Below are 13,754 nucleotides of genomic sequence, written 5' to 3' on the forward strand. Positions count from 1 at the left end.
AGATCATTTCGAGTGACTTTATTTGAGACATTCTTTGTTATTTCAAACTATTGAGGCGGCCCGACCCCTTTTTGGTCGCTAAAAGTGAACTGTATGAGCTTCGGCAGCAACAGGTTAAGCCCATTCTACAGAAATTTAAAACCTGGCTGATCAAAAGATCCAGTACAGTTGTTCCAAGAAGTCTTCTTGGCCAGGCTATTTCTTACTGCTTAGGGCAATGGCATCGGCTGGAAAACTATATCAAAAGTGGTCATGCTGGAATAGATAACAATGTTGCTGAAAATGCTATTCGCCCCTTTGTGGTGGGAAGAAAAAACTGGCTGTTCTCTGGAACACCTGAAGGTGCAGGCGCCAGCGCCACTCTTTACAGCCTTATCGAAACTGCTAAGGCTAATCGACTTGAGCCTTACAGTTACCTGCGCTATCTGTTTGAGAAATTGCCTACGACGACACCAGACGAGCTTTGTAGCCTGCTGCCGCAAAACCTTTCACCTGAAAAACTTGTCTTGCCCCATATGGCAAGTGGGGTTTAATTCCCGCTTACTTTATTTCTGCATCGTCATCGACCCAACATTTCATCATAAATGAAAGTCGAGTATCCTTTCTCAGAACTTTTAGTTTGTCTAAAACAGAAGGTACTGGTGACTTAGCTAAATCAGAGTTGGTCATGCTTTCATGATTATTACGGTTTATCCTACCGCCCTGAATGTACCTAACATGACTTTCAAACTCATCTAAGCAAAATGGTCTAGGTTTATCACGGTCGAATTCCAGAATGTCTGAAGTATCTTTGCCATCACACAAATCTGGATCGTCGAAATTTTCTAAATGGTTAAGTGCCTCGGTACCAAACTCTCTTGGACAGGGTTTGACAATTCCTGCGGCAACCATTCTTGCATGGGCGAGTGCTTTTTGAACTACATTGTTTTGACGTGTAGCACTTCTTTCTGTTTTACCGATAACGAGATTGGTGAACTCATCACTAGACATCAACCAATACGGTAACTTTATTTCTTCCTGACCGTCATCACCTGCTGCAATGTCATATGCACGAAACTGTACAGCTCTCTCTTTAAAGGCTGAACCATACTCACCATGAGGATCGACAACCACTATTTGAGGGGACAACTCTTTATCATTATTTTTATGGGAAAGTACGCTATGGATAATAGCAGCTACGGTACCTGATTTACCTGACCCTGTAGAACCGAGAACAGCACAATGCATACCAAACATCTTATTGATGTTCGCTCTGCATTTTGTTGATTCAGATGCACTATAAACCGCAAAAGGGATTAATGGGTCGACAGCTTCATCTCTTGTTCCCTCTGCCGAACGATAGACAAAAGATATTTCTTCGTTGGTTAGAAGGAATACGCCTTGCTGGGGTAAAGGGTAGGTTTTAATACCACGTTTAAAAGCCAAAGTTGATTTTGTATTATTCCAGCTGCCTTCAGCCAGCAGTTGGACTTCCATTACACGCTGATCAGAATCAGCAGTTACAGGCATACCTGCTTCAATTAACTCTTCTGATCGCATTCTGAGCATTGTCACTAAACCAAAAATTATTTTTCGGCCATAGTGAATTTTAACCATACTACCTATTTGGCCGATAGGGTAAACACGACCATTAAAAGTTCTTGTTAATTCTGATATTTTATCGGAAATCTCAACTTTAATATTGGTTCCTGATACCTCGACAACTTGGCCTATTTTCAACTCTTCAGATGGTGTAAACATAACTAAACCTCGCATCCATTTTTTAATACTGATGTTACACCGTTGAATGTCCACCAATAATCGTCTTCGTCTTTTCTCTTAAATGGGCCTTCTTTTCCAATATACAGGCCATGTATGGATGCAATAATTACTCTTGAGCCAAAACTATCACTACGCCACTTTTCTAAACATGGAGGAATTTCATTCCTACACTCCAAGAAAGCGAGCAATACGGTTTTGTTCTCTTCTTTCGATAAAGCAAATTCAATTTCGTTGTTGATATGATCATCGCCAAAACTATAGCCGCAGACAGCTAAAATATTACTATTGGAGGAATTTAGAGATTTTCTGAATAAATCAAATTGCGTAGAGAACGGGTCTTGTTGAGTGGCAACGTATTTTGTAGCTTGTGGGTAAATTAGAACTCGCCGTTCTGCCTTTGGGTAGAGGTCGTTGTCTCTAACTCGCCATACATACCCTTTATCACAAAGAAACCAATCTATAGAGCCATGCATTTTAATTAAGTTCGCACGTTGTCCATTCGTTGGTGTGGGTTCCCCATACTTCTGAGTTCGATGGGCTACAGCTCCGCCATCAAACCCATCCCAATAAGATACTTTGCTTAGTGCTAGTGCATCTTCTAAAAGAGTGTCATAATTGGTTGTGAAAATATTGACAGCTTTTCTTCGCTCATGAACACCAGCGGATGCGTGGTTAAACAGAGCATCAATAAATTCTAAATGTGCTTTGATGTCCACGATTGGTTTAGACAAAGAGCCTTCTTCAACTGTATTTCCATCCTTGTCCTCAACATAGCCGCACCGGATCACATTTGAGATAGACTCAAGAATTGTATTATGTACTTCTTCTAGGGTAGCTAACTCAACCTCACCACCACTAATGATTGTCTTCTTCTCTTTGTTTCTTTCAGCTAATGCAGCATAGTCGCCAAGATGACTAAGAACATGCTCTATATGGCATTGTTCAGGCAACTCTTGAAATAGTGGAGTGATAATATCGTCATATAATTTTTTGTGACTAGCTTCTAAATTCTTTTTTACTTTGTTCGTCAAAGGGTACATTAGCGGCAATTTAGCGTCGAAGCTTATTCCTGCACCCAGTAGCCAACTTTGCTCACTGCACTTCAAGTGCTCTTCTATTTGCAAGAACAACTCACCGTCAATCAAATCATCCATTTATTTTCCTTCTTATAGAGTTGTAGCCAAATTAGCAACCAGAGCGTTATAACGTTTCGGGTAACCGGACCGCGCCACCCTAACTTTCCGCGTCAGCGCCGCCACCGTTCACGCGGTCCGGTTGACCCGCTGGTTAGCCAGTTTTACATTTTTCTTTATCAACTTCTTGACCGACTACTATTCGTAATATCCCTGCAAACAGGAATGAACCCAACAAAGTAAATATAAAAAGGGCCACTTGACGAAGATCTGTTGTATGGAGGTAACGTTCAGCTACAAAACCAACGACTAGGATCATTGTTGAAAAGACGATACTTGATAATAAAGTGTATAGAGTAGTAATTTTAGTTTTGAATAGCGCAACTCCGATACCAAACCCGACCATTATTATAATTGCCCCCAATCCTGTAAGACCAAGCGATACAGAAAGGGAAATTGATTTCCCCCACATTTCTTCATATTTGCCCAAAACAAATATTTGATAACAGGCATAAATTGACATATATGCCACGAAACATAGTGGGAAAACCAAGTATGTAAGAGCTTTTTTCATAGGATGGCTAACGTTGGAGCTCAGGGGCTGGCGGAGATTTGCAGCACTGAACTTTGATTAACTTGGGATTTTGGTAACAAGGCTGAACTTCGGAAAACCGCGCTGCCCGCCAGTCCCTTGCAGCGGTTTGTGTACGCCCGACATGGGCGTGAACTAATGGGGTTAGAGTCCCCTGTAAGTGTTCCATGTAACGTTGTGAAACGTAACATAAATTACTAGCCAATGGCAAGGGCGTTACCGTGAGGTAGGGTCTGAAGGAAGCCGGATGGCAAAGATATGGGGTGACGAACAGAAATATCATATAAGGCCGAGTCTCTGGGGCAGTCAGCACAACATAATTACGCCCGGGAACAGGAGATACGGTAAATGATGCGCTCGCATATCGGAAGTTCACGCTCTTATTCGGGGAGATCTGTATTCCATGCAATATGAAATTATTTCCAGTGAAATTACCGGTGGGGTTCCGGTTTCCAAATATCCCGGCATAGACAGGGAATGTCCTGCCCGTCTGTGAGATACGAAGAAAGAAGACAGACAGGAAATGATGAAATACGGCACCACTTTGAGCAATCGGAATGGTGAGAATGCAGAAGTCAGCAGAAGCCATAGTAGCCCAAAGCCGGGGGTAATGCCCCGGACACGGTGAAGGGCTGAACATTAAGGAGAGAAATATGTTGCCAAGACACCTTACGCGTACTGTGAACCTGAACGGGGGAGTAGTGTATAAGCGTATCGCGGATGAGCAGTTCTCAAACGATCAACTACTGGAACGTATAGTTTCGACAGAGAATGTCGGTAAGGCCTGGAAACAGGTGCGCAGTAATAAAGGTGCTCCCGGAATCGACGAAATAACAGTCGAGGATTTCCCGTTCACTTTTCGTGAATGCTGGCCTGAAATACGCTCAACCATACTGGAAGGGAATTACATCCCTTCTCCTGTTCAGAGAGTTGAAATACCCAAACCGGATGGCAGTACTCGTCCTCTTGGGATTCCAACTGTGCTGGATAGAGTTATCCGGCAGGCCATCGCTCAGGTTATGAGTCCTATTTTCGATCCTCATTTTTCAGAATCGAGTTGTGGGTTCAGACCGGGCAGATCAGCCCATGACGGAGTGAAGCAGATAAAGCAGTACATCAGACAGGGCTACAAAGTCGCAGTTGATATGGATTTGTCGAAATTCTTCGACACAGTCAACCACGATGTTCTGATGAACCGGGTATCACGTCGGATAGAAGATAAACGTGTACTCAAGCTTATCGGCAAATACCTTCGGGCTGGCGTAATGGTTAATGGCCGTCGTCTTGCAACTCCGCTTGGAGTACCGCAGGGCGGTCCTCTTTCGCCACTTCTTGCAAATATTCTTCTTGACGATCTGGATAAGGAACTGGAGAAACGTGGTCACCACTTCGTTCGTTATGCCGATGACTTCATCATTTTAGTGAAAAGTCTTTCAGCAGCAGAACGGGTGATGGCCAGTGTCAGCAGATTCCTGAAAAGAGAGCTACGGCTAATCGTCAACGAGAAGAAAAGCAGTTTTGGTAAAGTGGAGGAATGCAGTTTTCTCGGGTTTGTCTTTGTGCGAGGCAAAATAAGATGGAGCGACAAAGCCTTTTGTGAGTTCAAAAGACGTATTCGTCTTTTTACCGGAAGAAGCTGGGGCGTCTCCATGGAATACCGCCTACACAAACTTGCAGAGTATGTACGGGGCTGGATAAACTATTACGGCATTTCGGAGTATTATCGCCCGATCCCGATAGTAGACGAATGGCTCCGTCGCAGGATACGAATGTGTTTCTGGAAACAATGGAGATATACACGAACCAAAGTGTCCAATCTTCTCAAGCTGGGAACCTTCAAAAGACAGGCAATTATGACAGCATTAAGTCGTAAAGGCCCATGGCATCTCGCCAGAACCCTGGCTGCACAAACGGGCATGACCAACAAATGGCTGAAAGAACTTGGGTTGATATCTGTCAAAGACCAGTGGGTGAAGATTCACTATCCGGCTCAGGCCCGATGACCTTAATGAACCGCCCTATGCGGAGCCGCTTGTGGGGTGGTGTGGGGAGGGCGAGGGAAAACCTTGCCTTTACCCGATTAGAATTTTTTTAATCATCATCCTCAGGCGGATCATCATCGTCGAGTTCATATGTTGTTGGTTGATAACTTCTTTTTTCAGGTTCTGAATAATCCCAGATTTCTTTTGAAATTTCTTCATTTTGAGAACCCTGATCATTTTCTTGCTTTTTCTCTAACTGTTTGAGAATTTTGTCAATATCCTTGCCACTCATACTAGCTCCTTTTTTCCGTAAAATTTTAAATATGAAATTTCATCTTGAGAGATAAGTACCCCACGGGTACGATTAGATTTCTTCCCAAATTTTCTACCTTTGATAGGTAGCCAAAGTTCTTCCAGATAAATTTGCCTTTCAGCTGGAAATGAACTTGCCATAGATTTTAGAGCATACTTTCCCCTAATTGTATCACCGCTTTTCAGATGAATTTCTACCCAATAAGATTCTCTTTTACTGAAGACGTAATCCCAAGGCTGTTTGTATGGACTTAGAATTTTATTCTTGAAAATCTTGAACCTCGACAACCAGACAAATAGAAAAGGCCATAAGGCAGGCGCAACCACAAAAGTAAAAACAACAGACAGCCAATAATAAAAAGGGTGTTTATCAACAAACCCATCTTTACTAATTATGATTAATAGCCAGAAAAAAAATACGAAATTCAAAACGCTGTAGCACACAGCCTCTACAATTGACTTTGAATAATCCCTATTCTCAATAGCTATTATCCAGCTATAGGTTTTTAGTGAGATAAATCCAGGCAGTACTAGTGCTAAAAACAATAGTGCCTTATCTAATTCCCATATATTCATTTGATTCTAACAGTGTTAATACATGGACAATGTCCATCATATTGCCTTGTATCTAGCCACTTTTTCCACTTATTTTGGTATTAATAGCTTTAAATGGAAAAAACTGTCCACTTATTACTTTTTTCTACATTTTGTCCATGTGATGCCATATTATGATGGGTATCATGGAAAAGAAGGTGTTAGCACAAATGAAGGGCACCCATCTACTAATGGCCAAATTGATTTACGGAACAGGTATACGTCTAATGGAGTGTATTCGTCTACGTATACAAGATATTGATTTTGGCCAGAGGCAGCTGTTTATTCGCTCCGGAAAAGGTGGAAAAGATAGAACGACATTCTTGCCTCGTTTTGTTCACGACGAACTTCATGAGCATGTCGAACGTGTAAAAAACCTGACATCGCCTGAACTGATGAGAAATACAGGCTAGCCAGAACATATCGAAAAGCAGCCTGGGAAACATCGTGGCAATACGTATTCCCAAGTAAGTCACGATCTATAGATCCAAGGAGCAAAAAAGAACGTAGACATCACTTACTTGAGTCAGGCCTGCAAAAAAGCTGGTAAATCGGCTGTGAGAAAGTCAGGGATCGACAAGCGGGCAACCGTCCATACTCTTCGCCATTCCTTCGCTACACATATGCTGAAAATGAAACCAATATTCGTGTGCTTCAAGATCTTCTTGGACATGCTGATGTGAAAACAACAGAAATATATACCCATGTTATGCGAAAGGATATTGATGGGTTGCAAAATCCGCTGGATCGTCTGTACAGCAAAGCCAAATAGAAGGAAATTTCCGCTCTTTTCCCTTCAAAATAAATTGCCGTCCATTAAAACAGAAGAGTTGTATTTGTTCAATGAGTAATTGTGCTATTTCACTGAAAAATCTAATAATTTTATGTGAAGATGTGCGGTGAGTAGGGGAACTATCGTGCAATATGGGCAGCTTTAGATGTTTCCTGAGTCCTCACCAGAAAAAAGCTGAAAAGGAAATTTGACGAGTGGTTGAAAAAAATAAAAATAGCTCAGGAATAAAAAACACGGGTGGGGGTAGGGTGGGGGATAAACAAAAACAGCTACTAAGGAAAGTTTCCTTAGTAGCTGTTGTCGTTTGGTGACCCCAAGGGGAATCGAACCCCTGCTTCCGGCGTGAGAGGCCAGCGTCCTAACCGCTAGACGATGGGGCCATTATTTCGAGTCTTTTCTACCTGACTGCTGAGAGCTTGTCAAGGATTTGTTCCTGCTTTGTTGGAACTAATTGGTTGTAATTTGAACAGCTGGAGTCATTCTACGTTTAGGGCGATATTTGTTCCAAATGTTTTGCATGCGGTCAATTCGTCCGGGTTGTTTTTCAAGGCGTCCCTTCCTTCCATATTTTTAAGCAGGAGAGATGGACCATATTGTATATCCAGGGTGTCACACAGGCATTTGGTGGTAAGAACAGATCCTTCAAAAAGTTTTTCACCAGCGGTTGCAGCGCAGGAAAGGAGGTGACCGGTACGCTGCTCTTCTGAACGATAATTGACCCCAAGGAGATATTTGCGGGACCACCTTGCCTGGCAGCGATCAATATACAACTTTATTTGGGCACTCATTGCATAAAAATAGACAGGGCTGACAAAAAAAAGACGGTCTGCCAAGTCGCTTTTGTCGTACAACTCCGTCATGTCATCTTGTATGATGCAGTTTCCTGTCTTTGAGCATCCTCCGCAGGCCTGACAGGGGCTGATTTTGAGTTTGCTTAAATGGACAAATTCAACGCTGTTGTTTTTTGCTTGGAGCAACCCTTCGGCAACAGCTCTGGCCAGTGTTTCCGTATTGCCGTTTTTTCGTGGACTTCCGAGAATGAAAAGATTGTGTGTCACTGTTTTTCAGCCCCCTCTGTGTGGTTGGTGATTGACGGTTGAGCAGGGCGTCGTCCGAAGAGTTCACACTGTCTGCTGAGCCAGTTGGAGATGTCCTGGGTTAAAAAACGAGGAGCACAGCGCCAGGCCCAGTTGCCCTCTTTACTCCCGGGGCTGTTCATCTTGCAGTCATTGCCAAAACCGAGAACATCCTGAAGAGGAAAAATGGCGTAGCGACTGATTGATGAAAGTGCAAGATAGATCAAATCTCTATGTATGTCGGAGTCATTATTCGTCCTGTTGTTGCAAAATGCCCGAAGTTCGCTTCGTCCGGATTCGCTTAAGTGATTGCTCAGGAACCAGCCAACGGTGGTGTCGTTATCATGTGTTCCTGTGTAAATAACGCTGTTTGGGGTGTCGAAGTTAAAGGGGAGGAAACTGTTCTCCTTGTTGCCATCAAAGGCAAACTGAAGAATTTTCATTCCGGGAAAATCAAGAGCATCACGCAGAGCAAGAACCTCAGGGGTGATCTCTCCGAGATCCTCAGCAATGATATTCAGAGGTCCAAGGTTTTTATAGATTTCTTCAAAAAAATGAATACCTGGTCCTTTTATCCATTCGCCATTCATTGCAGTTTTGTGGCTGGCTGGAATGGACCAGTAGGCTTCAAATCCACGAAAATGATCAACCCGGGCAACGTCCACCATCTGGAAAAGAGAACGGAAGCGTTCCGTCCACCAGGAGTATAGCTGATTTTTAACCACTTTATCGGTGCTATTCCAACGATAAAGTGGGTTGCCCCAGCGCTGACCGGTTTTTGAAAAATAATCAGGAGGGACGCCTGCAACCTCTGTTGGGTGCAGAGTCTCTGGGTCGAGGGAAAATATAGCCTGATTAGCCCAGACATCAACGCTATCCCAACCAACATAGATCGGGATATCGCCAATGAGCTGAATGTTCATGCTATTTGCAAGTTTTCGAAGTTCTTGCCACTGTTTAAAAAAAACAAATTGTTCAAAAGCAAAATAATCCATACGTGCAGAATACTTGTCAGTCACTTCCTCCATGGCGGCTTTGTCGCGATGGGCAAGTTTGCTGGGCCAGTCAAACCACCCTTTCTGGTGGAAGACCTCCTTTAGAGTCATAAACAGACAGTAGTCTTTCAGCCATACTGTGGATTGTTTGAATTTTGTAAAAGCGGAATTGTTGGTTGTGCGGTCAAAATTATTGAAGGCGAGCTGAAGGCAGTTGTTTTTGAAGAGTGCTACTTCTTTATAAACAGTTTGGTATTCGGAAAATTGTGGAACGTTTATCTCATGGTCTTGGAGAAGACCGTCTGCAACAAGCAAATCAAGAGAAATAAGCAACGGAGATCCGGCAAAGGCGGAGGTGCTCATGTAAGGGGAGTTGTCGAATATCGGATTTGTCGGGCCTGTTGGCAGAAATTGCCATAGCGTCTGACCAGCGTCTTTTAGGAAGCTTATAAAATTATAAGAAGATATGCCAATGTCGCCAATTCCATGGGGTGAAGGAAGAGAAGAAATATGGGCGAGAATTCCACTTGCGCGTCTGTATTGAGTTGTTGGCATAAGAGTATAAAATAGTGTTCTATCCGTTAGAGGGAAAATTGTGATACTGTAGCACCTGATACCATTCTTGGCAAATAATGTCGCAGATGTGGAACGCTTTTATGGAGTTTTTAAAGGCTGAAAGGGATATTTGATTGCCTTTTATGGGTAAGTGTTATATTGTATACTGTTCAGAAAGGGATCTGTGGGGCAGCAATTTGGCTGCCATTTTTTATTTCAAATATAAACATATCCTTTTTTTGTATCGACAATAAACTATTGTGTTAAAACAAGAATTATATTTTTTAGCACTTTCAAGTATATTTTATAGTTAGGTAAAGGAGTAACCTCCCATTGCAGGCCGAACTTAAAGAAAATCTCCTCAAGGCAGGAAAAGAAGAGGGGTGTATCAGCTTTACTGAGTTGAACAAACTCCTCCCTGAAGAAATCAAAGATCCTGCAGCCATTGAGAAAGTATTCAATTTTCTTGGTGCTCATAGTATTGAAATTGTGACCCAGGATGGTAAGGATGGTGAAAAAAGGACTCTATCCGGTGAGGTCTGGAGCATTCCAGATGGATCCGATGATAGCGACTTCGAAGATGATCCAGCCACATCCTCCCCGGAAGATGATGCCCATGACGGAGAAGAAACCACCACAACCTATTTGCGGGAAATGGGGCGTTTTGATCTTCTGACTCCTGATGAAGAGGCCAAATATTCAAGAACCATCAGGCAGGGGTTTGAGTCAATAATAGAAGCAATTCGAATTGACCAGTCCGGTGTTAAGGATCTTGAACTTCTTCGTACCCGGATAGCTCTGTGGGAAAAAAGAGATCCCACCCTCAAGCCAAAAAAACAGCAACTCAACTTCATGCGCTACAGTGTTGTCAGTGCTGCCAAAAAACACTCTGATTGCCGTGAATTGATTGAGTTGCAAACCAGACTTGAAGCCTATTCCCGTTCTATTGAAATTGCCAAGGATTGTATGATTCGTGCGAATCTTCGTCTGGTGGTTTCAATTGCAAAACGGTATATGCATCAGGGCCTTACTCTTGCTGATCTTATTCAAGAAGGAAATCTTGGGCTCATGCGAGCTGTTTTCCGTTTTGATTATACTAAGGGAAACAAATTCTCCACATACGCATCCTGGTGGATTCGTCAGGCCATTACCCGGGCTATTCTTGATAAAACCAGAACTATCCGCCTCCCTGTTCATTTCCTTGAGCTGAGAAGTCAGTTTTTCAAAGCCTTTTATGCTCTCTATAAAGAGCTGGGTAGAGAACCGACACCGCTGGAAATATCCAAGAATACAGACCTTCCAATGGATAAAATCCTCGCCATTCTTGAGGCCTCAAGAGAACCAATTTCTCTCGAAACCCCTGTCGGTGACGATGATTCCACCCTTGGGGATTTTCTTGAAAACCAGGAATCTCAATCCCCCTATGAGGCCGTTCAAAACCGTGAACTTTCAGGACGGGTGGAGGAAATACTCTCTACTTTAAGTGAGCGTGAAGAAAAAATCATCCGTCTGCGTTTTGGTATCGGTGAAAAGGCCGAATACACACTCGAAGAGATCGGCAAACGGTTCAATGTCTCTCGTGAGCGGATTCGACAGATTGAAAAGAAGGCATTAAATCGCCTGAGACATTCGAGTCGTCGTGATAAATTAAAATTCTTTTTGGATTAATTACAAACACTCTATGTAGGAAACTGGCCGGGAAATATCCCGGCTTTTTTTATGACCATGAAAAAATTTATTGAAAGTGCCGGGTTTGGTGACATACTCGAAAAAGTTGAGGCTGGTGAGCGATTATCCTGTGACGATGGTATCCGCCTGTATAACTCCAATGATATTCTGGCCCTTGGCTATATGGCTAATATGGTGCGGAATAGACTGAATGGAGATAATACCTATTTTATTTATAATCAGCATATTAACTATTCCAATATTTGTACCAACCTCTGTAAGTTCTGCGCTTTTGGAAAAGAAAAGGGTCATGAAAAGGCATATGAGATGGACCTTGAGACGGTCAAACAGAAGGTCCGTGACCGGCTCGATGAACCAATCACCGAAATTCATATGGTTGGCGGAATTCATCCTGATCTGCCATTTTCCTATTATACCGATTTACTCCGCGGAATTAAGGAAGTTCGTCCCGATGTTCACATACAGGCCTTTACCTGTGTGGAGATTGCCCATCTTGCCGGTCTTGCTGATAAGCCCGTTGGTGAAACCCTTGAAATACTCAAGGAAGCTGGTCTTGGTTCTATTCCAGGTGGAGGTGCTGAGGTATTTGCGCCACGGATACGTGAACTGACCTGCGAGAAGAAACTTCCTGGCAAAGATTGGATAGAGGTTGCAAAGACAGCCCATCGTCACGGCCTGCACACCAATGCCACCATGTTGTACGGTCATATTGAAACAATGGCGGAACGCATAGAGCATCTCGATGCATTGCGCCTGGCGCAGGATGAAACAAAGGGTTTTCTTGCGTTTATTCCCCTGGCTTTCCATCCCAAAAATACCGAAATGTCTAATATCTCCAGAACGACCGGTATGGATGATCTGAAAAATATCGCTGTATCCAGGCTTATGCTCGACAACTTTCCCCATATCAAAGCCTACTGGGTTATGATTGGCCCCAAAGTGGCCCAAATTGCCCTCTCTTTCGGAGCTGATGATATGGATGGTACTGTGAAAGAGGAAGTTATCACTCACATGGCAGGCGCAGAGACTGAACAGGCCATAGGTTCCACCACACTTGTTAAGTTGATCAAGGAAGCCGGGCGGATTGCCATTGAACGGGATACCCTGTATGAGACTATTCAGGTACACGAATAATAACTTCAGGTGATGTCCATGCAGGAAAGTATTTTTAATGATATAAGTGACAGAGTTTTATCTGGTGGTCGACTGAGTGATGAGGAATTTATTGAGCTTAACGATCATGGTGATCTCTACCAGCTAGGGTTCCTTGCCAATGCAATCAGGGAAAAACTCCATCCAGAAAAAAATGTTACATACGTTATAGATCGAAATATCAACTACACCGACATCTGTGTGTCTGCGTGTAAGTTCTGCGCCTTTTTTAAAGCTCCTGAAGACAAAGACGGTTATGTGCTCACCAAAGAAGAGCTGGCCCTCAAAATCAAAGAGACCCAGGATCTTGGTGGCACTCAAATACTTCTTCAAGGTGGGCTCCACCCTGATCTTCAGCTGGAATACTACGAGGATATGCTCCGTTTTATGAAGGAGACGGGTATCCATGTCCATGGTTTTTCTCCTCCCGAAATACATCATTTTGCAAAGGTTTCAAAACTTCCCATCTCCACGGTGATTTCCCGTCTGATTAATGCAGGGCTCGACTCCATTCCCGGTGGTGGTGCAGAGATTCTCTCCGACAGAGTACGTAGTTTTACCGCCCCCCTGAAGGGTACAGCTGATGACTGGATTGAGGTTATGGAAGAGGCTCATAAGCAGGGGCTTCGTACAACTGCCACCATGATGTTTGGTCATGTTGAAACTGTTCATGAACGTCTGGAACATCTACGTCGTCTCCGTGAATTGCAGGATCGCACCAAAGGGTTCACCGCATTTATTCCCTGGCCATTTCAGCCAGACCACACAGCACTCGTTGAACAGGCGCCCATTGAGAAGACAACTGGCTATGGCTATTTACGAATGTTGGCACTTTCTCGCATTTATCTCGACAACTTCGAGAATGTTCAGGCCTCATGGGTTACCCAGGGACCGAAGATAGCTCAACTTTCTCTCTACTTTGGGGCTAATGATTTTGGCTCCACCATGATTGAGGAAAACGTTGTTGCTGCGGCTGGTATCAGTTTTCGACTTTCTGAAGATGAAATAAGACGATTGGTCGTCGATGCTGGATTTACTCCCAGACAACGTTTGATGGATTACAGCCTCGTTGGTTGAGCACTTACTGTGTCTCCTTCCAGATCTCATTCAGCACTTAGAC

The 13,754-nt window shown here is 43.4% G+C and carries 13 protein-coding genes, 1 tRNA gene and 1 pseudogene; 7 read left to right on the forward strand and 8 right to left on the reverse strand.

Going from position 1 to position 13,754, the window contains the following annotated elements; genetic code table 11:
* Nucleotides 1–71: 71 nt before the first annotated feature.
* Nucleotides 72–533 carry an IS66 family transposase gene (locus UWK_RS13495; RefSeq protein WP_015404944.1) on the forward strand — a complete coding sequence of 154 codons (462 nt, stop codon included), beginning with the start codon at nucleotides 72–74 and terminating at the stop codon, nucleotides 531–533.
* Between the two features lie 7 nt (nucleotides 534–540).
* Here the strand turns inward: UWK_RS13495 and UWK_RS13500 are convergent, their stop codons facing one another.
* The 3 genes from UWK_RS13500 to UWK_RS13510 form a co-directional block, all read right to left on the reverse strand.
* On the reverse strand, nucleotides 541–1,740 hold the full coding sequence (locus tag UWK_RS13500) for an ATP-binding protein (protein ID WP_015404945.1): 1,200 nt from the start codon (nucleotides 1,738–1,740) through the stop codon (nucleotides 541–543).
* Between the two features lie 2 nt (nucleotides 1,741–1,742).
* Nucleotides 1,743–2,915 carry an SIR2 family protein gene (locus tag UWK_RS13505; protein ID WP_015404946.1) on the reverse strand — a complete coding sequence of 391 codons (1,173 nt, stop codon included), beginning with the start codon at nucleotides 2,913–2,915 and terminating at the stop codon, nucleotides 1,743–1,745.
* 133 nt (nucleotides 2,916–3,048) lie between these two features.
* Nucleotides 3,049–3,417, reverse strand: a complete 369-nt coding sequence (locus UWK_RS13510) for a hypothetical protein (RefSeq protein WP_015404947.1) — start codon at nucleotides 3,415–3,417, stop codon at nucleotides 3,049–3,051.
* 722 nt (nucleotides 3,418–4,139) lie between these two features.
* Between UWK_RS13510 and ltrA the strand changes: the two genes are divergently transcribed.
* Complete coding sequence (gene ltrA, locus UWK_RS13515; protein ID WP_015404949.1) at nucleotides 4,140–5,489, forward strand: group II intron reverse transcriptase/maturase; 1,350 nt, start codon at nucleotides 4,140–4,142, stop codon at nucleotides 5,487–5,489.
* Nucleotides 5,490–5,577: 88 nt separating this feature from the next.
* On the opposite strand, the gene UWK_RS13520 is transcribed toward ltrA, so the two are convergent.
* Together UWK_RS13520 and UWK_RS13525 are read right to left on the reverse strand one after the other, a co-directional pair.
* A complete protein-coding gene (locus UWK_RS13520) occupies nucleotides 5,578–5,760 on the reverse strand; it encodes a hypothetical protein (protein ID WP_015404950.1) in 183 nt (60 codons plus the stop codon).
* On the reverse strand, nucleotides 5,757–6,356 hold the full coding sequence (locus tag UWK_RS13525; RefSeq protein ID WP_015404951.1) for a DUF6338 family protein: 600 nt from the start codon (nucleotides 6,354–6,356) through the stop codon (nucleotides 5,757–5,759). Before UWK_RS13525 ends, UWK_RS13520 begins: the two co-directional genes overlap by 4 nt.
* A 176-nt stretch (nucleotides 6,357–6,532) precedes the next feature.
* On the opposite strand from UWK_RS13525, the gene UWK_RS19880 reads away from it, so the two are divergent.
* Nucleotides 6,533–6,787 (forward strand): tyrosine-type recombinase/integrase, encoded by a 255-nt coding sequence (locus UWK_RS19880; protein ID WP_228130017.1) that lies wholly within the window; start codon nucleotides 6,533–6,535, stop codon nucleotides 6,785–6,787.
* Nucleotides 6,788–6,931: 144 nt separating this feature from the next.
* Nucleotides 6,932–7,146 (forward strand): annotated as a pseudogene (locus UWK_RS20200) (tyrosine-type recombinase/integrase).
* 326 nt (nucleotides 7,147–7,472) lie between these two features.
* Here UWK_RS20200 and UWK_RS13540 read toward each other — a convergent pair.
* The 3 genes from UWK_RS13540 to malQ all read right to left on the reverse strand — a co-directional run bounded on the left by UWK_RS13540 (nucleotide 7,473) and on the right by malQ (nucleotide 9,793).
* A tRNA-Glu gene (locus UWK_RS13540) sits at nucleotides 7,473–7,547 on the reverse strand.
* 96 nt (nucleotides 7,548–7,643) lie between these two features.
* Nucleotides 7,644–8,225: a flavodoxin family protein gene (locus UWK_RS13545; protein WP_015404953.1), complete on the reverse strand. Its 582-nt coding sequence runs from the start codon at nucleotides 8,223–8,225 to the stop codon at nucleotides 7,644–7,646.
* Nucleotides 8,222–9,793 (reverse strand): 4-alpha-glucanotransferase, encoded by a 1,572-nt coding sequence (gene malQ / locus UWK_RS13550; RefSeq protein ID WP_015404954.1) that lies wholly within the window; start codon nucleotides 9,791–9,793, stop codon nucleotides 8,222–8,224. The genes UWK_RS13545 and malQ overlap by 4 nt, the downstream gene beginning before the upstream one ends.
* Nucleotides 9,794–10,126: 333 nt before the next feature.
* Between malQ and UWK_RS13555 the strand changes: the two genes are divergently transcribed.
* The 3 genes from UWK_RS13555 to mqnC are packed head-to-tail and all read left to right on the forward strand — an operon-like array spanning nucleotide 10,127 to nucleotide 13,711.
* Nucleotides 10,127–11,461, forward strand: a complete 1,335-nt coding sequence (locus tag UWK_RS13555; RefSeq protein ID WP_015404955.1) for a sigma-70 family RNA polymerase sigma factor — start codon at nucleotides 10,127–10,129, stop codon at nucleotides 11,459–11,461.
* Nucleotides 11,462–11,518: 57 nt separating this feature from the next.
* Complete coding sequence (gene mqnE, locus UWK_RS13560) at nucleotides 11,519–12,616, forward strand: aminofutalosine synthase MqnE (protein WP_041917007.1); 1,098 nt, start codon at nucleotides 11,519–11,521, stop codon at nucleotides 12,614–12,616.
* 18 nt (nucleotides 12,617–12,634) lie between these two features.
* Entirely contained in the window at nucleotides 12,635–13,711 is a 1,077-nt protein-coding gene (mqnC, locus tag UWK_RS13565; protein WP_015404957.1) for a cyclic dehypoxanthinyl futalosine synthase, read from the forward strand.
* The last annotated feature ends 43 nt before the right edge of the window (nucleotides 13,712–13,754 follow it).

It is taken from the genome of Desulfocapsa sulfexigens DSM 10523 (assembly GCF_000341395.1).
GTDB lineage: Bacteria > Desulfobacterota > Desulfobulbia > Desulfobulbales > Desulfocapsaceae > Desulfocapsa > Desulfocapsa sulfexigens.